Annotated in this window: 15 protein-coding genes and 2 pseudogenes; 13 read left to right on the top strand and 4 right to left on the bottom strand. The window is 65.0% G+C overall.

The features are described from left to right. Window positions 1-23: 23 nt before the first annotated feature. Window positions 24-554 carry an enoyl-CoA hydratase/isomerase family protein gene (locus M0765_RS23475; protein ID WP_258506186.1) on the bottom strand — a complete coding sequence of 177 codons (531 nt, stop codon included), beginning with the start codon at window positions 552-554 and terminating at the stop codon, window positions 24-26. On the opposite strand from M0765_RS23475, the gene M0765_RS23470 reads away from it, so the two are divergent. After that, on the top strand, window positions 545-667 hold the full coding sequence (locus M0765_RS23470; protein WP_258506185.1) for a hypothetical protein: 123 nt from the start codon (window positions 545-547) through the stop codon (window positions 665-667). The two genes, M0765_RS23475 and M0765_RS23470, sit on opposite strands and share 10 nt — an antisense overlap. Before the next feature lie 196 nt (window positions 668-863). Here M0765_RS23470 and M0765_RS23465 read toward each other — a convergent pair whose 3' ends face one another. Next, on the bottom strand, window positions 864-1,076 hold the full coding sequence (locus M0765_RS23465) for a hypothetical protein (RefSeq protein ID WP_258506184.1): 213 nt from the start codon (window positions 1,074-1,076) through the stop codon (window positions 864-866). 30 nt (window positions 1,077-1,106) lie between these two features. After that, window positions 1,107-1,607 carry a VOC family protein gene (locus M0765_RS23460; protein WP_258506183.1) on the bottom strand — a complete coding sequence of 167 codons (501 nt, stop codon included), beginning with the start codon at window positions 1,605-1,607 and terminating at the stop codon, window positions 1,107-1,109. Window positions 1,608-1,826: 219 nt separating this feature from the next. Here M0765_RS23460 and M0765_RS23455 point away from each other — a divergent pair. The 9 genes and pseudogenes from M0765_RS23455 to M0765_RS23415 all read left to right on the top strand — a co-directional run bounded on the left by M0765_RS23455 (window position 1,827) and on the right by M0765_RS23415 (window position 13,422). Beyond that, a pseudogene (locus M0765_RS23455) lies at window positions 1,827-3,169 on the top strand (epoxide hydrolase family protein). A 29-nt stretch (window positions 3,170-3,198) separates the two neighbouring features. Beyond that, window positions 3,199-4,281: a thioredoxin family protein gene (locus M0765_RS23450; RefSeq protein WP_446751570.1), complete on the top strand. Its 1,083-nt coding sequence runs from the start codon at window positions 3,199-3,201 to the stop codon at window positions 4,279-4,281. Window positions 4,282-4,299: 18 nt separating this feature from the next. Further along, window positions 4,300-5,513 (top strand): annotated as a pseudogene (locus tag M0765_RS23445) (YbfB/YjiJ family MFS transporter). Window positions 5,514-5,554: 41 nt separating this feature from the next. Next, window positions 5,555-6,037, top strand: a complete 483-nt coding sequence (locus M0765_RS23440) for a YybH family protein (protein WP_258506182.1) — start codon at window positions 5,555-5,557, stop codon at window positions 6,035-6,037. Between the two features lie 362 nt (window positions 6,038-6,399). After that, on the top strand, window positions 6,400-9,309 hold the full coding sequence (locus M0765_RS23435) for a sensor histidine kinase (protein ID WP_258506181.1): 2,910 nt from the start codon (window positions 6,400-6,402) through the stop codon (window positions 9,307-9,309). Continuing rightward, complete coding sequence (locus M0765_RS23430; protein ID WP_258506180.1) at window positions 9,306-9,941, top strand: response regulator; 636 nt, start codon at window positions 9,306-9,308, stop codon at window positions 9,939-9,941. The genes M0765_RS23435 and M0765_RS23430 overlap by 4 nt, the downstream gene beginning before the upstream one ends. Before the next feature lie 97 nt (window positions 9,942-10,038). Beyond that, window positions 10,039-10,446 carry a hypothetical protein gene (locus M0765_RS23425; RefSeq protein WP_258506179.1) on the top strand — a complete coding sequence of 136 codons (408 nt, stop codon included), beginning with the start codon at window positions 10,039-10,041 and terminating at the stop codon, window positions 10,444-10,446. 185 nt (window positions 10,447-10,631) lie between these two features. Next, complete coding sequence (locus M0765_RS23420) at window positions 10,632-11,372, top strand: response regulator transcription factor (RefSeq protein ID WP_258506178.1); 741 nt, start codon at window positions 10,632-10,634, stop codon at window positions 11,370-11,372. 10 nt (window positions 11,373-11,382) lie between these two features. Next, complete coding sequence (locus M0765_RS23415; RefSeq protein WP_258506176.1) at window positions 11,383-13,422, top strand: ATP-binding protein; 2,040 nt, start codon at window positions 11,383-11,385, stop codon at window positions 13,420-13,422. Window positions 13,423-13,445: 23 nt separating this feature from the next. On the opposite strand, the gene M0765_RS23410 is transcribed toward M0765_RS23415, so the two are convergent. Beyond that, window positions 13,446-14,462 carry a Bug family tripartite tricarboxylate transporter substrate binding protein gene (locus tag M0765_RS23410; RefSeq protein WP_258506175.1) on the bottom strand — a complete coding sequence of 339 codons (1,017 nt, stop codon included), beginning with the start codon at window positions 14,460-14,462 and terminating at the stop codon, window positions 13,446-13,448. 130 nt (window positions 14,463-14,592) lie between these two features. On the opposite strand from M0765_RS23410, the gene M0765_RS23405 reads away from it, so the two are divergent. From M0765_RS23405 to M0765_RS23395, 3 genes are all read left to right on the top strand, one after another. Then, complete coding sequence (locus M0765_RS23405) at window positions 14,593-18,615, top strand: ATP-binding protein (RefSeq protein ID WP_258506172.1); 4,023 nt, start codon at window positions 14,593-14,595, stop codon at window positions 18,613-18,615. Beyond that, window positions 18,615-20,111: a sensor histidine kinase gene (locus tag M0765_RS23400; protein ID WP_258506171.1), complete on the top strand. Its 1,497-nt coding sequence runs from the start codon at window positions 18,615-18,617 to the stop codon at window positions 20,109-20,111. The genes M0765_RS23405 and M0765_RS23400 overlap by 1 nt, the downstream gene beginning before the upstream one ends. A 112-nt stretch (window positions 20,112-20,223) precedes the next feature. After that, entirely contained in the window at window positions 20,224-20,724 is a 501-nt protein-coding gene (locus tag M0765_RS23395; RefSeq protein WP_258506170.1) for a RidA family protein, read from the top strand. Window positions 20,725-20,726 lie beyond the last annotated feature (2 nt).

Here is a 20,726-nt window from a genome sequence, read left to right as displayed (position 1 = left end):
CTCCGTGGGGTTTGCGGCCGTGGTCAGGCCTGCGAAGGTGCGGCGTACTGGGCCACGTGGTGGCCCAGGCGCAGCTCGAGGTCGGAAAGCGTTTGCAGTCCCTTGGCGGCCAGTGCCGCCGACCTGGCCCGCGTCTCGGGCCTGGCAACCGATGCGTAGAAGGCCATGAGGGCCGGCGGAAGCTCGCTGTCGGGCGGCAGGCTGGCCTGGTCGACGAATGCCTTGGTCTCGGCGATGGCGCGCTTGTCGAAGCCCGCCAGCCGGCGTGCGAATGCATCGACGAAGGGCAGCAGCTCGTTGTCGGGCAAGGCCCGGTTCACATAGCCGTAGCGCTCGGCCAGCTCGCCGTTGAAGTCGTCCGCACCGAGCAGCACCTCGAGTGCGCGGCCGCGGCCCATCAGCCGCGGCAGGCGCGCCATGGGGCCGCCGCCGGGAACAGCGCCCACGCCCACCTCGAACTGGCCCAGCACCGCTTTTTCGCGGCTTGCAAAGCGCATGTCGCAGGTGAGCGCGAATTCGCTGCCCGCGCCGCGCACGGCCGCGAATGCAGGCAATGGTGGCGGCCGGCACCCGGCTCAAGCGCGTCAGCACATCCAGCCAGGGGTGCATGCCCGAGCGGCCCGGCTTCATGGCCATGGTGGTCGCCTTGTCGACGAACATGTCGTAGTGCGCCAGGAAGAACTCCGGGTTTGCACTGTCGAACACCACGACACGAACCTCGGCATCGGTTTCGAGGCGCGATATCAGCGCGTCGAGCTCGACGATGGTGGGCGGACCGATCACGTTGATGGGTGGATGGTCGAACGTGGCGGTCCAGTACGCCGGTGTGTGCTGCGTGAGCTTGATCTGCGGGGTGGGTGTGTTCATGGTTTCTCCAGGAGGGAGCGGGTGCGAAGAATCTCTTGCATGTGAAGCGCGGCGGCGGTCCTTGCCTCCTCGACCGTCTGGCCCCGCGAGCGGGCCGCGATGAAGGCGGCATACCAGTCCGACCAGTGGTGCTTGGGCGCGCTTGCTTCGTAGGCGCCGTGGTGAAGCTCCGTTTCGCGGAGCAGTGCGGTCAGGGCTGCGACGTCCATGGCGGCTACTCGCTGCTGGTGCAATGCGCGCTACACGCGGCCGGGGAGCCGCGTCGTCACTTCCTGCAGCAGCCAGCCATTGCCGTCCGGATCGGAGAACGATGCCCACGAGCAATAGGAGCGCCGCTGCGGATCGGGGCCCGGCACGCGGGCCGCCGTTCCGGCGTGGTGAAACACACCGCCCGCGTCGTGGAACACCGCGCTGACTTCGACGCCCCTTGCAATCAGATGCGTGCGGGCGGCCTCGATGTCGCTCACCACCAGCATCAGGTCATGCACCGAGCCCGGTGTCGCCGCGGTCACGTTCTTTCCGAAGATGACCGAGCAGGGCGAACCCGGCGGTGTCAGCTGTACCACCCGCAAGTCGTCGGCGTTCGCAAAGTCGGCGTCGAGGCGCCACCCCAGGTTTGCATAGAAGCGCTTGGCGCGATCGACATCGGCCACCGGCAGCACGACGACTTCGAGCTTCATCTCGACCGCATCGCCGCTCGCATCAGTTGCCGTTTTCTCATGGCTCTGAACCTTGTTCATCTTGAACTCCACGTGTTGGGGACAAAAGGATTTGCTGAGCCCATGACACCAGACCAGAGGCAAGTCGTCGATTGAACGAAGGTATCGAAGGCGGTGTTCGGCGCCACCGACACCTTTGTGCAATGGCTGTTCCCGAGGCGTTCTGCTTTGATCACGGCGTGCCTCGCATGCCATTGCGCGCGCACCTCACCGAACACCCACACCGGAAGGACGATGACCATGTCTTCAGCAACCGCGCCCACCACCCGGCGCCGTTTTTTTGCGGCTTCCGCAGCCGCAGGGGCCGCCGGCCTCGGCGCTCTCTCTTCTTCTCGCGCGTTGGCGCAGAAGACCGCCGGCGACGATCTTCAAGGCCCGGCGGGGAGCGCTTTTCCGGCGCAACGCGCGCCCACGGGCGACACCTCGGTCCGGCCATTTCGCATCCACGTGCCCGAAGCCGTGCTGATCGACCTTCGCCGCCGTGTGCTGGCCACGCGCTGGCCAGAGCGCGAGACGGTCGACGATCTCTCGCAGGGCGTGCGGCTGGAAAAGATCAAGCCGCTCGTGCACTACTGGGGCACCCGATACGACTGGCGAAAAATCGAGAAGCGGCTCAATGCGCTGCCGCAGTACGTGACCGAAATCGACGGGCTCGACATCCAGTTTGCGCACGTGCGCTCGCGGCACCCCAATGCCATGCCGCTCATCATGACCCACGGCTGGCCCGGCTCCGTGATGGAAATGCTGAAGGTGATCGGCCCGCTCACAGATCCCACCGCGCATGGCGGCAAGGCCGAGGACGCCTTTCACCTGGTGCTGCCTTCGATGCCCGGCTACGGCTTTTCGGGCAAGCCGAAACGCGCCGGCTGGGGCCCCGAGCGCATTGCGCGCGCCTGGGACGTGCTGATGAAGCGCCTGGGCTACAAGCGCTATGTGTCGCAGGGGGCGACTGGGGTTCGGTCGTAGCCGACAAGATGGCCCTCCAGGCGCCGGAGGGTTTGCTGGGCATCCACGTCAACATGCCCGCGACCATACCGCCCGATGTGGCCAAGGCCCTGAACAATGGAGAGCCTGCCCCCGCCGGCCTTTCAGAAAAGGAGAGGGCCGCCTTCGAAGCGATGGACTACCTGTACAAGAAGGGCGCCGGCTACGCCGCCATGATGGTGACGCGCCCGCAGACGCTGGGCTATGCCCTGGAGGACTCCCCGGCAGGGCTGGCCGCCTTCTTCTACGACAAGTTCACCGAATGGAGCGACAGCGGCGGCAATGCCGACAAGGCCTTCACCAAGGACGAGATGCTCGACGACATCACGCTTTATTGGGTCACGAAAACGGCAACTTCCGCGGCGCAGCTCTACTGGGAAAACAATGCCAACAACTTCAATGCGGTGAGCATTTCGCTGCCCGCGGCGGTCACGGTGTTTCCGGGTGAAATCTATCGCGCACCGCGCAGCTGGGTCGAGCGCAGCTACCACAAGCTGATCTATTTCAACGAGGTCGACAAGGGCGGCCACTTTGCTGCCTGGGAGCAGCCCGAACTCTTCAGCGCAGAGATTCGCGCGGCGTTCAGGCCGTTGCGCTGAGCGGCACGGCCACCGACGGAGATCTCTCCATGAAGCTGCTTGCTTGCGGCATGGTGCTGGCGTCGATGATTGCCGTGGCCGGCGGCGGGGTCGCGCCGCAGCCGATCGCATCGGCCTGGGCGTCCTCTAACCAGGACCCATCTTCCGGGCGCGGCCTGCGTTCGCTCGACGGCGCCGAGCAATGGCTCAACTCGCCGCCGCTGACCGCGGAAAGCTTGCGCGGCAAGGTGGTGCTCATCGATTTCTGGACTTACTCGTGCATCAACTGGCGGCGCGAGTATCCCTATGTCAGGGCCTGGTTCGACAAATATAAAAGCCAGGGGCTGGTGGTCATCGGCGTGCATTCGCCCGAGTTCGCTTTCGAAAAAGACGCGGGCAACGTTCGCCGGGCGGTCAAGGACATCGGCGTCGGATACCCGGTGGTGATCGACAGCGACCACAGGATTTGGCGCGCATTCGGCAATGCGTACTGGCCGGCGCTCTATTTCATAGATGCCAAGGGAAAAATCAGGGCCCATCAGTTCGGCGAAGGCGACTACGCCCGGTCGGAGCGAATCATCCAGCAGCTGCTGTCCGAAGCGGGCTCACCTGCGGCAAGCACCGATCTGGTCGCAGTCGACGCCCGCGGCGCGGAGGCCGCCGCCGACTGGAAGAACCTCAAGTCGCCGGAGAACTATGTCGGCTACGCACGCTCGCAGTACTTTGCTTCTCCCGGTGGCGTTGTGCCGGACAGGCGCCAGCTTTATGCCTCGCCTTCGAGGCTTGCGTCCGATCAGTGGGCCTTGTCCGGCGACTGGACGATCGGGCCGGAATCCGCCACCTCGCAAGCCGCGAACGGGCGGGTCGTCTATCGCTTTCAGGCACGCGACCTGCACCTGGTCATGGGACCGGGGCCAGCGGCTCGCGGCACGCCCGTGCGCTTTCGCGTGCGCATCGACGGCAAGCCGCCGGGTGCGTCGCACGGTGTCGATGTGGACGAGCAGGGCTACGGAATGCTCGACTACCAGCGCATGTACCAGTTGATACGCCAGGCCGGACCGGTTGCCGACCGGCTCTTCGAGATCGAGTTTCTCGACCCCGGTGCGGAAGCGTTTTCCTTTTCGTTCGGCTGAACGCACGCGGACATCGGAATGAACAAGGTCGCAAATACCGAACCCCGGCCGCACACGTCGGCAGTGAACGCGTGGTGGGCCACCGCGGCGGGGTTCTGCGCCACCCTGGTGGGCATTGGCCTGGCCCGCTTCGCCTACACGCCGCTGCTGCCGGCAATCATCGGTGCCCACTGGTTCGAGCCCTCCAAGGCCGCGTACCTGGGCGCCGCCAATCTGGCGGGCTACCTGGCCGGCGCATTGCTTGCGCAGCGTGTTGCGGCAGGCACTCCGGCAGCAGCCAAGCTGCGCGCGATGATGCTGCTGGCGGCTGTGTCCTTCTTTGCCTGCGCGTATCCGCTGTCGTTCGCCTGGTTCTTCGCATGGCGCTTTCTTTCAGGGCTGGCGGGCGGCGCGCTGATGGTGCTGGCCGCGCCCACGGTGCTGCCGCACATATCGCGCTCGCGCCGAGGGCTTGCGGGGGCATCATCTTCATGGGCATTGGCGTGGGCATCGTGGCCTCTGGCACGCTCGTTCCGCTGCTGCTGCAGCGCGGGCTGCGGGACGTGTGGATCGGACTTGGCGTCGTCTCGTTGCTGCTCGCAGCCGTGTCGTGGTACGGCTGGCCGCGCGAGGCTCCGCCTTTGGCTGCGCCGGTGGCGCGCCACAAGGCAGCCCCCGTGGCTCCGCTGCGCGCGCTGTATGCGGTGTACGCGCTGAACGCCGCGGGCTGGGTGCCGCACATGATCTTTCTGGTGGACTACGTGGCCCGCGGACAGGGCAGGGGCCTGGATGTCGGCGGGCAGTACTGGGTGCTGTTCGGCGTGGGTGCAACCGTGGGCCCGCTTCTTGTCGGTGCGCTGGCGGACCGCATGGGCTTTGCACGGGCCCTGCGCATTGCGCTGGTGATCGAGACCTTCGGGGTGGTGATTCCCGCGCTTGGCCTCGGGCCGGCGTGGCTGGCTGCATCGAGCGTGATCGTCGGCGCTTTCGTTACCGGAACGGTGCCGCTGGTGCTGGGGCGGGTGCACGAGATCCTGCTGCACCACCCCGCGCAGCAGGGCACCGCCTGGCGCAAGGCCACGGTGGCTTTTGCGCTGTGCCAGGCCGTTGCGGCCTATGCGCTGTCGTTCATCTTCGACTTCAGCGGCCATGCCTACGGGCTGCTGTTTGCCATCGGCACCGCCGCAATCCTGGTCGCCCTGGCGATCGATGTGGCGGCGGGCGCGGCTCGCCCCGCCTCGGCGAAAGCCTGAGCCGTCTTTCATTTTTTCTCTTCGACAGAGAGGTATTCCACATGCCAGCAGTTCCGCAGGAAATCACCGGAGGCGAAGTCCTCGCCAACGACCAAGGCGCGCTCGACGCGCTGATCTCGTTCTACCGTGCGTTCAACGCCAAGGACCTCGATGCGCTCGCACGCAATTGGGCGAGCGGCGACAGCCCGAGCATGGACAACCCCATCGGCGGCATCCGCAGGGGGTGGAGTTCCATCGCGCAAGGGTATGAAAAGCTGTTCAACGGGCCGGCCACCGTGCGCGTCGCTTTCCACGACTTCACCAGCCAGGGCGGGAACGACTGGCACCTGTTCGTGGGGCGGGAGAAGGGCGTGTGCGAAACCGGCGGAAAAACCATAGAACTGCGCATTCGCACCACACGCTGGTTCACCAGGCACGAAGGGGAGTGGCGGCAGCTGCATCACCACGGCTCCATCGAGGAGCCGGGGCTGCTTTCGACCTACCAGACGGCCATTTTCGGCGGGCCGCTCACCCGGCCGGCCTGAGCCGACCGGTTGGTCGCACCCGGACTGGCTGGGCCCGGCCCGGCATCGGTGCGAGTGCGAGAACGGCGCTGCTGCGTCCCGTCCAATACCAAGGTATCAATGGACGACATACGTACGGAAGAATTACTATCGCCTCCTGATTTTCATTGGCCGTAAAGCATTGGTTCAGCCCGGCTGGGCCGAGGAGATTTCTCGTGTCTCGAGCGGGGATCGCATCGCGCATCGCATCCTTTGTCACGGCGTTCGCAGCCCTCGTCGGCGTCCAGCTTGCGTGGGCGCTGGATCCTTCTCTTGATATTTCCCAGCACGGTCACAGGGCGTGGCGCAATGTCGACGGGCTTGGACTCGGAACAATTGTTGCCATGGCACAGACAGCGGATGGCTACATGTGGCTGGCGACGCCGACCAACTTGCTGCGCTTCGATGGCGTTCGCTCCATCTCCATGCCGCCTCCGGATGCCCAACTGTCGGAGCACACGGTCCAAGCGCTTCTCGGCGGGCGCGACGGCACCTTGTGGATCGGTACAACCAACGGTTTGACGTCGTACAAAAACGGCGTTTGGGGCGCGATCCCGAAGCTGGACGGCAAGACGATCAACACCATTTTCGAGGACGGGGACGGCGCGATCTGGGCTGGCGGCTCCAGCAAAGGCAATGGCCTTGTCTGCACCGTACGAGGGCAGCTCGGTGAATGCCGCGGGGAGGATGGTCGCTTTGGCAAGGAGGTAGTTGCGCTTCATCGGGACCAAGCCGGCTCCCTTTGGATCACCGGCGTCGAACACGTATGGAAATGGGGCGAAGAGCCCACCGTTTCATACGCTCTTCCCGGTCGCATGACTGCTCTGCGCGCCGTCGCCAGGATGCAGGATGGCGCCTTCGTCTTCGGCCTCAAGGGCCAGGTCGCCCGACTGGGCGAAGGCAAGTTCGAGCCGCTCGCCCTTCCTGCCCTGGACAAGGAGCACACGTTTGTCAAAGTCCTACAGGACCGCGATGGCGGCCTGTGGCTGGGCGCGTCCGATGCCGGCTTGTTCCATCTGCATGATGGGCAGCTGAGCAGGTACACGGCAGCAGATGGCCTGTCGGGCAATCACATCCTCGACATGTTCGAGGACCGCGAAGGCACTATCTGGGTCTCGACATCGCGCGGACTGGACCAGTTCCGGCCCATCACGGCAGCAAGCCACTCGACGAACACGAACGGATTGGAAGGTCGATCGCGCGCGATACTTTCAGCGAGCGACGGCAGCATGTGGGCAGGCACCACCGTCGGCGTCTTCCAGCGAGGGGCCAATGGCAATTGGAGCGCCCGGCGGGCGGGATTGGGAACAGTGCTGGAAGATCGGCACGGAAAAGTGTGGATGACCTCCCTGTCGGGCATCGGTCGCTTCGAGAACGGGAACTACGTCCCGGCGCGGGGCGTTCCGCCCGGCCCGGTAGACGCCATGGTCGAAGATTCGAAAGGAGGCCTGTGGTTCGCGCATCGAGAGCAAGGCCTTCTGCGTCTGCAAGACGATGGCAGGCTCGAGCGGACCCCATGGCAGCAACTCGGTATTGCGGGGCGTGTGGGCACCATGGCCGTCAGCGCGGCGGACGGCTCCCTGTGGCTTGGCCTGTTTTCCGGCGCGCTCGTGAATGTCGTGGATGGACAAGCCCGAGTCCGTTACGCCATCAACGAGACCTCGGCACCCATATTCAGGCGCATCGGCCAAATTCGGGCTGAGCGCGATGGAACGCTCTGGGTCGCCACGCCGTTGGGCCTGAATCACATCCGCCAGGGTCGAATTTCGCGATTGGACGCGCGCAGCGGTCTACCGTGCCAACGTGTGGTCTGGTCGTTGTTCGACGCGCATTTCGTCTGGCTCGCCACTGACTGCGGCATCGTGCAGATCGATCGGCCGGAGATCGACGCCTGGGTGGCCGCGCAGGACCAGAAGCGAGAGGCCAAAGTGAAGGTCCGGCTCCTGGATCACTGGGATGGCGTGCCCCCGGCTGCGACTCCGAGCGCTCTTGGGAATCTGTTCGTGTCCTACGTCATTTCCCCAAAGATGACGCGCTCGCAGGACGGCAACATCTGGGCAGTCACGGGCGATGAAGTCGTATCGATCAACCCCTCCCGCATGCCCATCAACAGCGTGCCGCCACCTGTGCACGTGGAGCAACTCGTCAGCGATGGCGAGAGATACGGCCGCCCCCAACGCCTATCGCTGCCGCCGCTCCAGCGCGACCTGCGGATCGAATACACCGGCCTCAGCTACACGGCGCCTGAACGGGTGCAATTTCGGTACAAGCTCGAAGGCCGGGATGCGGATTGGGAAGAAGCAGGGCAACGCCGCGAGGCCTTCTATACGGACCTGGCGCCTGGCAGCTACCGCTTCCGCGTAGTGGCTGCGAATGCAAACGGCGTTTGGAACCGCGAAGGCGACACGATAGAGTTCACCATCGAGCCCGCCTGGTGGCAGACGATTGCCTTCCGGCTCGCATGCATCGCCGCGGCCGCCTTGCTGCTGTATGGCGCTTACCGCTGGCGCATCAAGCAACTCTCCCGCCGCTTCGGCGTGTCGCTGGAGGCCCGCGTAGACGAGCGGATGCGCATCGCGCGCGAACTGCACGACACCTTGCTGCAGACCTTCCAGGGGCTTGTTTTGCGACTGCAGACTGCGCACCAGCTCTGGCCGAGCAGCGACGGGCGCCGCATTCTGGCGGAAGGAATCGATCAGGCCGCGGACGCTGTCACCGAAGGGCGCGACGCGGTTCAGGGGCTTCGCGCAGCCGCCAGCGAAGGCAGCGACCTGGCCGAGGCCATTCGCTCCCTTGGGCAGGTGCTTGCGGCCGATCCGGCTTCGCCTGCGGCTCGGATCGGCGTCGAGGTGCAGGGCCGGCCGAGAAGCCTGCATCCCGTCGTGCGCGACGACGTCTTCCGCATCGTGGGCGAAGCGTTGCGCAATGCCTTCCGACATGCGCAGCCGACGCAAATCGAAGTCGAAATCCGCTACGACGAACGCGAGCTGTGCGTGCGCGTGCGCGACGATGGCCGGGGTATGGACCAGGCTGTCGCACGGCGTGGACGAGAAGGCCACTTCGGCCTGCACGGCATGCGCGAACGCGCCAAGCTCATCGGTGGCAAGCTTACTTTCTGGACCCGGCTGGGTGCGGGTACGGCGGTCGAGTTGAGCGTGCCGGCGTCGCGGGCCTATGCTGCTGCCGCGGAAGCGCGGCATCCGCTCCGCACGGGCACTTCAAACGATCCACCCGCACACACCATCGACACATGAGCAACGATTCAGCGCGCATCCGCGTCCTTTGCGTGGACGATCACCCCGTGGTTCTCCAGGGAATCTCTGGCCTGGTGAGCATCCAGGCCGACATGGAGGTGGTTGCCGAGGCGACCCATGGCCGCGATGCCATCGAGAAGTTTCGCAAGCACCGCCCGGACATCACGCTGATGGACTTGCAAATGCCCGAGATGGGCGGGCTCGACGCCATCGGCGCGATCCGGGGTGAATTTCCGCAGGCACGCATCATCGTGCTGACCACGTATGCCGGCGACGTACAGGCGTTGCGCGCCATACAGGCGGGCGCGCGCGGCTACCTGCTGAAGAACGCCCTGCACAAGGAGCTGCTGGACGCCATACGTGCGGTGCACGCCGGCAGGAAGACGGTTTCTACAGAGGTGTCGTTCGACCTGGCGGAGCACGCGACCGACGATACGCTCACGCCCGCGGAGATTCGGGTCTTGAGCCTCATTTCCGCTGGCAACGCCAACAAGGAAATTGCCGCCGAACTCACGCTTTCGGAAGAAACGGTGAAGAAGCAGGTCCGCAGCATTCTCTCGAAGCTCGGCGCGAAGGACCGCACCCATGCCGCAATGATCGGATTCAGGCGCGGAATCATCGGCATGCCCTGAGACGCGGCGGCACGGCCGAATTTCCGATCCCCAAAAGAGGCATCCAAACGGCCCATTCGAGGGTGGCCCCTCTCGACGAGGCTTGCTCTGATCGGGGGTGCAAAGACTCTTCTCCTCTTTTGCGGACGGCAGCCCCGGCGCCGGCCTGCTGTTGCTGCGGCTGGCCGCGGCTGTATACCTCGCCTTGCGCGCGGCGGGCATCGCCATTTCGTCGGTCGCCAGCGTTCCCGGCCTTTCCATCGGGCTCAGCCTGCTGTGCGCAGTGACGGCACTGCTGCTGCTCATCGGCCTCTGGACACCCGTGACCGGCGTCCTGGCCGCCGTAGCGGCGGGGTGGCACTGCGTGGCTGTTCCTTCGTCGTTGCCCAGCGCGGACCTGCTGCTGGGCGTACTGGGCATCGCGCTCGCGCTGCTCGGGCCGGGCGCGTGGTCGCTCGACGCACGGCTGTTCGGGTGGACGCGGCTCGAGATTCCGAGCGGTCCGCCGGACGAGAGGGGCGCCTGAGGGTGCGCGGTGAATTCATATCCGCCGGAACTGAATCGATCGCTCCAACCGGGGCCGTGGCAAAGCCTCTTTTGGGGGCCTTGCGGGCAACTGATCGGGCCCGAATCGGCCGCCAATCGGGGCTGGTGCACGCGGGGCCGCGCGCACACGATGTGGTGCAGCACATTTCCATGCAAGGAGCGCACATGCAAACCGCCTTCGCCGCCGGGCCGTGCCATCTTTCGGCAAGAACGCCCCCAGCCTTCGAAGCTTCGCAGCGGCCGACGGTGTTCATCGTCGAGCCCGAACCGTCACTCCGGGCAGCCCTTGGGCAGACGGTGGCCATGGCGGGGTGGCGTCCCGTTGTGGCTGCCAATGCGGAAGAGTTCCTCGCCCGGCCACGGGTGATCGCCGCGGGCTGCCTCCTGGTCGAACAAGACCTTTCGGACATGGGCGGGCTGGACCTGCAGGAGCGTATTGCCGAGCGCAAGGAAATGCCCGTCGTTTTCATGACCGGCCGTTCGGACATTCGCACGACGGTTCGGGCGATGAAGGCCGGTGCCTTCGATTTCCTGGTGAAGCCGCTTCGCGAAGAAACGTTGCTGCGCTCGCTGGGCCTGGCAATCGAAGTCAGCGCGGCCGGATTGCAGGAAGCCGTGCGCCTGCATGACCTGAACCAGTGCTTTCAGGAACTCAGTCGCCGGGAACGGGAGGTGCTGCAGCTGGTGACGGCGGGCTGCCTGAACAAACAGGTGGGTTTCGATCTCGGGATCTCCGAGATCACCGTCAAGGCACACCGCGGCAGCCTGATGCGAAAGATGCGCGCCGGGTCGCTCGCTGAACTGGTGGGCATGGTCTCCGATCTGTGCTGCGGGTTCGAGAGCCGGCAGGCGCAAGCGCCCCACGTGGTCGGGCGGCACGCCGCGCAAGCGCGAAGCTGTGCATGACGCCGCGCGCATGAGCAGCGCGCATGCCACAGCGATGCTGGCCGCCGAGAAGGCCATCCTGGAGCGGGTGGCGCAGAGCTTTCCGGTGCAGGAAACCCTCGAGGCGGCGGCGCGTTTGGTGGAAGAGCTTGTCCCAGGCTGCTGCGCAATCCTGCGATTGGACCCCGGTGCCGGAACTTTCGGCGCGTGCGCTGGGCTCGGGGTGCCGGAACCCTTGCGGTCGTTCTATACCGGCAGGGCCGTCGATCCTCAATGCGACCCCGCCTCGATGGCGGTGCAGACTGGAAAGCCGGAGATCGTGACCAACCTACCGAACGCAGCCCGGTCGGGCGGCTCCGAGTGGGCGTGCTTGCTCGCCGCACATGAATTTGCTTCGTGCTGGTCGGTGCCGGTAATGTCGGATGCAGGCGAGGTCCTGGGCGTCCTTGTTCTTCACCGGCACGCGGCCGCGGCCCCCACAGGCGACGAGTTGGCATTCATCGACCGTTTCACGCTTATCGTGCGCGTCGCCCTGAGGCGTGCGCAGCTGGACAGTGCGCTGCTTGCGCAGCAAACAGAGCTGCGCCATGCCCTCAGCCATCTCATGCAGGCCCAGCAGCTGAGTCACACAGGGAGCTTCACCACCGATGTCGAGTCCGACGAGCACGTCTGGTCGGACGAGCTCTACCGAGTCCTTGAGTTCGAGCCCGGCTCGAAGGTCAAATTCCAGTCTTTCCGCGCGCTCATCCATACCGACGATCTGCCGGGCTTCGACGCGTGCTTTCGACGCGCCGTTGCCGAGGGAACTGATTTCGACCATGTCTTTCGCATCGTCACGCCCAAGGGAAACGCCAAGCATGTGCATGCGGTTTCGCATTTCAGCGAGTCGGCGGCCGGGCACCGGTTCGTTGCCGGTTCCATCCAGGACGTCACAGCCAGCCGGACCGCCGAAGACGCTCTCAAGGCCAGGGAGTCCGAGCTGCAAAGAGCCATGGCGCAGCTGGCGGAAGGGCAGCGGCTCAGCGCCACGGGCAGTTTCACGTCAGACATCCAGCAGGACGAGCACAGCTGGTCGGCGGAGTTCTACCGGATCTTCGAGATCGACCCCACCACGCGGCCGAATGTGGGCACCATCCGCGAGAAGATCCACCCGGACGACCTTGCGCTGTTCGATTCGGAAATCCAGCGCGGCATGGAAGGGCACGGTGCCGATTTCGTCTTCCGGATCCTGACGCAGCAAGGCGGCCTCAAGCACCTGCGCGGTGTCGCCCGGCTCATCGAGCATGTGGGCGGACGGCCCATCTTCATGGGAACCGTCCAGGACATCTCCGAGCGGAAGGCCGCCGAAGAGGCGCGCGACCGCGCACGCAGCGAGCTCGCGCATGTGGCGCGCGCCGCTGCGCTCAGCGCGCTCACCGCATCGATCGCCCACGAGGTCAACCAGCCGCTCTCCGGCATTGTTACCAACGCTGGCACTTGCCTGCGAATGCTGGAGGCCGACCCGCCGGATCTGGAAGGAGCCAAGGCAACCGTACAGCGAACGATCCGGGACGCCAACCGGGCTTCGGAAGTCATCAAGCGCCTGCGAGCGCTCTTTGCCGGAAAGCCGATGCAGAAAGGCCCGGTCGACCTGAACGACGCCACGAGGGAGGTCCTGTCACTGACGTCGAGCGAGCTGCAAAAAAGGCGGGTAGTACTGCACACCGAGCTGGCCGGCGACTTGCCCGTCGTCGTCGGCGATCGGGTCCAGTTGCAGCAGGTAATCTTAAATCTTGTGCTCAATGCCTGCGATGCACTGCACGCAATAGCTGGCCGTGCGCGCCAGATCTCGATAGCGACATCGTGCGAAGAAAAGCAGGTGGTGCTTGCCGTGAGTGACAACGGTGTGGGCGCTCCCACCGACTCGCTCGACCGAATGTTCGACGTTTTCTACACGACCAAGCCCGACGGCATGGGTGTCGGGCTTTCTGTCAGCCGATCGATCATCGAAGCGCACGGCGGCAATCTGCGCGCGAGCGCGAATGCGGGATCAGGGCTGACCTTCTCCATTTGCATACCGGCTTCGGGTTGATTCGCTCGACGCAAATCCGGCGATCAATCAAGACGGATGCCCGTCGCAACCACCACGCGGCGCCACGCAGCTATGTCCGCTTGCCAGAGCTTCCGAAAGGCCTGGCGATCCATGGGCCCAGGGTCGTAGACGAGCGTGCCCAGCGTCTGTTTCACCGACAGGTCCTCCAACGCCGCCTGCAGCGCCGCCTCCAGGCGTGCCAGCTCTGCAACCGGCGTGCGGGTGGGTGCAAAGAGCCCGCACCAGCTTTCGGTGGTGAACGGCACCTGGGCTTCGCCAAACGTGGAAACCTGCGGCAGTTGGGCCAGGCGCGTGGTGCCGGTAACGATCAACGGCACGAGCTTGCCTTCGCGCACGCGGGCGATCGCGCCAGCCGTGTCGCTGATTGCGAGCGGGATTCGGCCGCCAAGCAGGTCTTGCATCATCGATACAGTGCCTTGGTAGGGCACGTGATTGAGGTCGATGCCGAACTGCATGCGGATGGCCTCGACGGCCAGGTGGCCGCCAGAGCCGACGCCCCACGAGCCATAGGCCAGCGGCGTTGGCGCGGCGCGTGCGGCGTCGATCAGTTCGTCCAGCGAGCGGGCCTGGAACGATGGGTGCGCCACGAGGACGAATCGCGTGGTACAGATGCGCCCGATGGCGGCGAAATCCTGCTCCGGCCGGTACGGCAGCTGCGGGAACAGGCTGGCCGCAATGGCGTGGGTGGCGCTGGTGCCGAGCAGCAGCGTCCGGCCGTCTGGCCGTGCATTGGCCACCTGCACGGCGGCGAGCTTTCCGGTGGCGCCGGGAACATTGGCAACGACGACGTTCGCCTCCAGGTGCCGGCCCAGCGACTGCGCCAAGACTCTGCTGAGTGCGTCCAGCGGGCCGCCAGCAGAAGAGGGCACAACCAGTCGGATGGAGGGCGCCGGGTCCGCTGCCGCGGTTCGCTGAACAAGGAGGGCTGCCAAGGCGCCGCCCAGTACGGCACGTCTGGAGAAGCTGTGCTTCATGTTGTCTTCGTCGATCGGAGGCAAGGGCAGTATTTTCAGCGGCAAGAGCCGGATCCTGCAACGGTGACATCGTGCGGATTGCGGGTGTCGTTCGCGGGTAATAATTCGGCCCGCCCCAGACGACGCTGCCGAGGTTGCGAACCGGACGAGGCGCCCGGCCAACATCTTTCCGCGCATGCACCGGCTTTACTGGTTCGATACTGACGACGATGCTCGCCCCCCAGAGGAACTGTGGGAGGAGGGCGGTCGCAGGTTCTTCAAGATACGGCGCAAAGGGCCGGACGGTGCCGACCGTGAGCGCATCGTGGTGTTTCTCGATCCGGACCGCACGACGCCGGGCAACATTCGCCGCCTGCTCCACGAGTTTTCGCTGAGAGAGTTTCTGGGCGGCGCGTGGGCCTTGCAACCGCTCGAGCTGGTGCAAGACCGCGAGCTGACCATGCTCGTGCTCGAGTACCACGACGGTCGGCCGCTCGATCGGCTCATGGGGCTACCCATGGAGACCGGACAGCTCCTGCGACTTGGTGTTGCGCTCTTGGCGGCGGTCAGGCAAATGCACGAGCGCGGCCTTGTGCACAAAGACCTCAAGCCGGCCAATGTGCTGGTCACCCCTGAAGATGAAGTTCGGCTGACCGGATTCGGCATTGCCTCGCTGCTGCCGCGCGAGCGCCAGGCACCGGACCCTCCAGAGGTCATTGCCGGCACGCTGCCCTACATGGCACCGGAGCAGACCGGCCGGATGAACCGGTCGATCGACTCGCGTAGCGACCTTTATTCGCTTGGCATTGTTCTCTACCAGATGGCCACGGGCTCGCTGCCGTTCCAGGCTTCGGACCCGATGGAGTGGGTCCACTGCCATATCGCGCGCAGACCGGCGGCGCCGCGGGAGCGGTTCGGCGGTATTCCGGTGCCCGTCTCGGCCATCATCATGAAGCTGCTGGCCAAGACACCGGAGGAGCGCTACCAGACCGCGGCCGGTGCGGAGCACGATCTGCGCAGATGCCTGGCTGAATGGCAGGCCGGCGGCTCGTGCGAGGCGTTTGCCATCGCAGAGCAAGATCACCCCGACCGGATGGTCATTCCCGAGAAGCTCTACGGACGAGCCCGGGAGGTCGAGGCCCTGCTTTCTTCTTTCGACGACGTGGCCGCCAGCGGCGTCCCGGCGCTGGTGTTGGTGACCGGCGAGCCCGGAGCAGGCAAGTCGTCCGTGGTGAATGAATTGCGCAAGGTGCTGGTGATGCCGCGTGCGCTGTTCGCATCCGGCAAGTTCGACCAGTACAAGGCCGACATTCCCTATGGGACCTTCTCGCTCGCGTTTCAAAGCCTTGTTCGGCCGCTTCTCGGCCAAACGGAAACCGAATTGGGCCGATGGCGCGAGGCGTTGTCCGAAGCGCTGAACCCGAACGCGGCGCTGCTGCTGGATCTGGTGCCTGAACTGAAGCTCATCCTTGGCGAGCAACCGCCCGTGATGGAGCTGCCGGCGCAGGATGCGCAGCGGCGTTTCCACCTTGTCGTGCGGCGCTTCATCGGCGTTTTTGCCCGGCCGGAGCATCCGCTGGCGCTGTTTCTCGACGACCTGCAATGGCTCGATGCGGCAACCCTCGATCTCCTGGTCGACCTGCTGACGGCGGGCGATGTGCGCCATTTGCTGTTGATAGGCGCTTACCGGGGCGAAGAGGTGGGCGCGCAGCATCCCCTTGCGGGAAGACTCGCCGCGCTCCAGCAGGATGGCGCGGTTGTCCGTAGCGTGACCTTGCCGCCATTGGCAGAAGACGATCTGCTGCAGCTCGTTGCGGACGCACTCCATGCGCCGCGGAATCACGTGCGGCCGCTCGCCGACCTTGTGCAGCGCAAGACCGGGGGCAACCCGCTGTTTGCGGTGCAGTTCCTGAACTCGTTGGCAGAGGAAGGGCTGCTCGCGTTCCATCACGCGACGGCACAGTGGGCCTGGGACGAAGAACGAACGCTGGCCAAGGGCTTTGCCGACAACGTCGTGGACCTGATGGTGCGCAAGCTCGGCCGGCTTCCGGAAGCCACCCGGCAGGCACTGCAGCGGCTTGCCTGCCTCGGCCACGGCGGAGATGCCGCCACGCTCGGCATCGTTTGCGGAAAGCCAATGGAGGAGGTGGAGGCGCAGCTCTGGGAGGCCCTGCATCAAGAACTCATCCAGCGCGCGGAAGGCGCCTACCGATTTGCCCACGACCGGGTGCAGGAGGCTGCCTATTCCCTGATTCCGGAGGAGTCGCGCGCGCAGCTTCACCTTGATACTGGCCGCCGGCTTTTGGCGCACACACCCGCCGAACAGCACAAGGACGCGGCTTTCGAACTCGTCAGCCAGCTCAATCGCGGGGCGCACCTGATCACCGCGCCGGAAGAGCGGGAGCAACTGGCCGAACTCAACTTCATCGCCGGAAATCGTTCAAAGGCGTCGGTTGCCTACGCCTCCGCGCTCGACTACTTCAAGGCGGGCGCCGCGCTGCTGCCAGAAGACGGCCGGGAGCTGCGCCACAACCTTTCTTTCTCTCTTGCGCTTGCGCAAGCCGAGTGCGAGTTTCTGACGGGCGACACGGCCGCGGCGGAGGCCCGCTTGATGACGCTGTCTTCACGCGCCGCAAATTCCATCGATCGGGCGACGGTCGCTTGCCTGAGCATCGACCTGTACACCACGCTCGATCGGAGCGACCGCGCGGTCGAGGTTTGCCTTGCCTATTTGCGCCACCTGGGCATCGATTGGTCTGCGCACCCGGCAGAAGAGGTGGTGCGCCGGGAATACGAGAAGATGTGGTTGCTGATTGGCAATCGCGAGATCGAGCAGCTCATCGACTTGCCCTTGATGAGCGACCCACGGTCCGTAGCAACGCTGGACGTGCTGACCAAGGCACAGGTGCCGGCATCGTTCACGGATGCGAACCTGTTCTCCCTGCTGCTCTGGAAAATCGTCAACCTGAGCCTTGAACACGGCAATACCGATGCGTCGTGCCAAGCCTATGGGCATATCGGGAGGATTGTCGGTCCGCGTTTCGGCGACTACGGGGCCGGTGTTCGGTTTGCCCAGCTTGGCTACGACCTGGTCGAACGGCGCGGGTTGAAAAGATTCCAGGCCCGAACGTACCTGGGCTACGCCGTATCGAGCGTTTCATGGACGCATTTTCGCGTGGCGCGCGACCTGATGCGCCGTGCGTTGGACGTTGCAAACAACACCGGTGACGTCACCTACGCGGCCTTTTCTCGCCATCACCTTGTCGCCAACCTGCTTGCGGCCGGCGATCCGCTCTTCGATGTGCAATGCGAAGCGGAGCGAGCCATGGAGTTTGCCCGGAAAGCCCGTTTCGGCCTTGAAAGCGACGTTGTCGCAGGGCAGCTTGCGCTTGTTCGCACGCTGCGCGGCTCAACGCCCACTTTCGGCTGCTTCGACGACGCGAACTTCAATGAGCTCGAGTTCGAGCGTCGCATATCGAGCGATCCGCGCCTGGTATTCGCCGCATGCTGGTACTGGATACGCAAGCTGCAGGCGGGCTTTTTTGCTGGCGACTATGCGGCGGCTCTTGCCGCATCTTCGAACGCACAGCAACTGCTATGGACACCGCCATCTTTCTTCAGAACCGCGGAGGCGCACTTCTATGGCGTGCTGAGCCGGGCGGCTTGCTGCGATGCCGGGTCTGCGGCTCGACACCAGGAGCATCTGGAGGCGCTGCTCGCTCACCACAAAGAGCTCCTGGAATGGGCCAAGAACTGCCCAGAGAACTTCGAAAACCGCGCCGCTCTTCTGGGGGCCGAGATCGCGCGCATCGAAGGCCGGGAGCTCGACGCGGAGCGTCTGTACGAAGCGGCAATCGACTCGGCACGCGAAAACGGCTTTGTTCATAACCAGGCGCTCGCGGCGGAGCTGGCCGCGCGCTTCTACGCGGCACGCGGCTTCGACACGATCGCGCGGGCCTATCTGCGGGACGCACGGCACGGCTACCTGAAGTGGGGCGCCACCGGAAAAGTCCGCCAGCTCGATGAGCGGTACCCTTATTTGCGGGATGAAGACCGCGCCGCCCCTTCGGCAATGGTGCAGACGTCGATCGATCATCTCGACCTGGCTACCGTGCTCAAGGTTTCGCGTGCGGTGTCGGCGGAGATCGACCTGGAGAAGCTGATAGCGACCGTTATGCGCCTGGCCCTGGAGCACGCGGGCGCAGCAGCGGCCTGCTGATGCTCCCTCATGGCGATGGCTACCGGATAGAGGCTGAAGCAAGGGTCGACGCCGAGGGCGTCACGGTCGATCTTCAGCATGCGGAGATCGGTGCCGAGCACTTGCCGGCGTCCGTATTCCATTTTGTTCTTCGCGCGAGGGAAGGCGTTCTTTTGCAGGATGCCTCGGGGCAGGGGCCGTTTTCGGACGACGACTACATTCGCCGGAACCACGCTCGTTCGGTGCTCTGCCTGCCGTTGCTCAAGCAAATGCGGCTTGTAGGCGTGATCTACGTCGAGAACAACCTGACCCCGGGCGTCTTCGCGCCGGCCCGGCTGGCGCTGCTCGAGCTGCTTGCCTCGGAGGCCGCAATCTCACTGGAGAACGCACGCCTGTACCGGGACGTTCAGGAGCGTGAGGGGAGGGTGCGCAGGCTGTTCGACTCAAACATCATCGGCATCTTCACCTGGAGCCTCGACGGGCGGATTCTGGACGGCAACCGCGCCTTCGGAGAAATCGTCGGCTACAGCGACGACGAGCTGAGTTCGGGGCAAATGCGCTGGAGGGACCTGATGCCGACCTGGTGGGACGAGGGCGACGATCAGATCATGAGAACGCTCCAGGCAACCAGCGTGGTGCCGCCGTTCGAGGGTGAATACGTCCGCAAAGACGGCAGCATCGTTCCTGTGCTGATCGGTATTGCGCTCTTCGACGGAAAGCCGGCGGAAGGCGTTGCATTTGTTCTTGACCTGACAGACCGCAAGAAGGCCGAGCAGGCCGCGCTCGACAGCGAGCGGCGGTACCACGACGTGGAGCTCAAGTTGCTGGACGCGAACCGGGTCGCGAGCATTGCGCAGCTGTCCGCCTCCATCGCGCACGAGATCAACCAGCCGCTCTCGGGCATCATCACCAACGCGGGCACCGGCCTTCGGATGCTGGACGCCGACCCTCCCAACATCGACGGCGCGCGCGAGACCGCCAAGCGCACCATTCGCGACGGCAACCGGGCGGCGGATGTGATCGCGCGATTGCGTGCTCTTTTCAGCAAGGGCGACCTGGCGCTGGAGCCGATGAATCTGAACGAGGCAACGCGCGAAGTCGTGGGAATGATGTCGAGCGACCTCGAGCGAAGCGAAGTGGTCCTTCAACTCGACCTTGACGAGAACTTGCCGGCCATCGCGGGGGCCCGCATTCAGCTTCAGCAGGTCATCCTGAATTTGATTCGCAACGCCTCGGAGGCGATGGCCGATGTGCACGACCGCCCGCGGCATCTGTCGATCAGTACTGCGCTGGAGCCGGGTGATCGCGTCCGCGTGAGCGTCAAAGACGCTGGCGTGGGCCTCGACAGCCAGAGCCTGCACAAGATATTCGACGCTTTCTATTCGACCAAGAGCGCGGGAATGGGTATTGGCCTTTCGGTGAGCCGTTCGATCATCGAGCGGCATAACGGACGCCTGTGGGCAGAACCGGGCGATCCGCATGGCACGACTTTCCTGTTCTCGGTTCCTATTGGCTGAGCGGGTGGTCTTCTGCGATGCGAAGGTATCGCCGATACCTTGGTTCAATGGCTCAGCTGTCTTGCTTCTGGTGTGATGGCTCCTGTTTTCAATCTTGAGCAGGAGTCGCGCAATGAGCACCACGTCGAAAGAGCGCGTGCAAAGCCCTGACACGGGCGCCGAGCAAAGACTGAAGGTTCTCGGCATCAGCCTGCCGGAGCCGCCCGAACCGCTCGGCATCTATGCGATGAGCGTGCAGTCAGGTTCGCAGCTTTTCCTGACGGGGATGCTGCCCACGCGAGGCCATACCCCCCAGTTTGTCGGGCGCCTGGGCGCGGAGTTGGACGCGGACGCCGCGCGGGAGAGCGCACGCGTTGCCGCCCTCAATGCGCTTGCGCTCGTGCGAAGGCAGCTGGGTTCGCTCGACCGCATCGCGCGTGTCGTGCGGCTGGGCGTGTTCGTCGCGACCGCTGGGGACGTTCGCGAGCATCCGAAAGTGGCCGACGGTGCCTCGGTGCTACTGCAAGACGTGTTCGGCAAGGCGAGCAACCCGTCCCGGGTGGTCGTTGGAGTCGCAAGCCTGCCGCTGGGTGTCCCCGTTGAACTGGATCTGATCTTCGAGATCGCTGAATAAGG

It is taken from the genome of Variovorax sp. S12S4, assembly GCF_023195515.1.
In the GTDB taxonomy this organism is placed as follows: domain Bacteria; phylum Pseudomonadota; class Gammaproteobacteria; order Burkholderiales; family Burkholderiaceae_C; genus Variovorax.
This window is presented reverse-complemented; position numbering and strand designations above follow the sequence as displayed.

What these genes read in the sequence shown, in the direction of transcription:
- M0765_RS23470 (WP_258506185.1), top strand. Translation starts at nt 545, where the DNA reads ATGCAGGCAATGGTGGCGGCCGGCACCCGGCTCAAGCGCGTCAGCACA.
- M0765_RS23465 (WP_258506184.1), bottom strand. Translation starts at nt 1,076, where the DNA reads ATGGACGTCGCAGCCCTGACCGCACTGCTCCGCGAAACGGAGCTTCAC.
- M0765_RS23460 (WP_258506183.1), bottom strand. Translation starts at nt 1,607, where the DNA reads ATGAACAAGGTTCAGAGCCATGAGAAAACGGCAACTGATGCGAGCGGC.
- M0765_RS23450 (WP_446751570.1), top strand. Translation starts at nt 3,199, where the DNA reads ATGAAGCTGCTTGCTTGCGGCATGGTGCTGGCGTCGATGATTGCCGTG.
- M0765_RS23440 (WP_258506182.1), top strand. Translation starts at nt 5,555, where the DNA reads ATGCCAGCAGTTCCGCAGGAAATCACCGGAGGCGAAGTCCTCGCCAAC.
- M0765_RS23435 (WP_258506181.1), top strand. Translation starts at nt 6,400, where the DNA reads ATGGCACAGACAGCGGATGGCTACATGTGGCTGGCGACGCCGACCAAC.
- M0765_RS23430 (WP_258506180.1), top strand. Translation starts at nt 9,306, where the DNA reads ATGAGCAACGATTCAGCGCGCATCCGCGTCCTTTGCGTGGACGATCAC.
- M0765_RS23420 (WP_258506178.1), top strand. Translation starts at nt 10,632, where the DNA reads ATGCAAACCGCCTTCGCCGCCGGGCCGTGCCATCTTTCGGCAAGAACG.
- M0765_RS23415 (WP_258506176.1), top strand. Translation starts at nt 11,383, where the DNA reads ATGAGCAGCGCGCATGCCACAGCGATGCTGGCCGCCGAGAAGGCCATC.
- M0765_RS23405 (WP_258506172.1), top strand. Translation starts at nt 14,593, where the DNA reads ATGCACCGGCTTTACTGGTTCGATACTGACGACGATGCTCGCCCCCCA.
- M0765_RS23400 (WP_258506171.1), top strand. Translation starts at nt 18,615, where the DNA reads ATGCTCCCTCATGGCGATGGCTACCGGATAGAGGCTGAAGCAAGGGTC.
- M0765_RS23395 (WP_258506170.1), top strand. Translation starts at nt 20,224, where the DNA reads ATGAGCACCACGTCGAAAGAGCGCGTGCAAAGCCCTGACACGGGCGCC.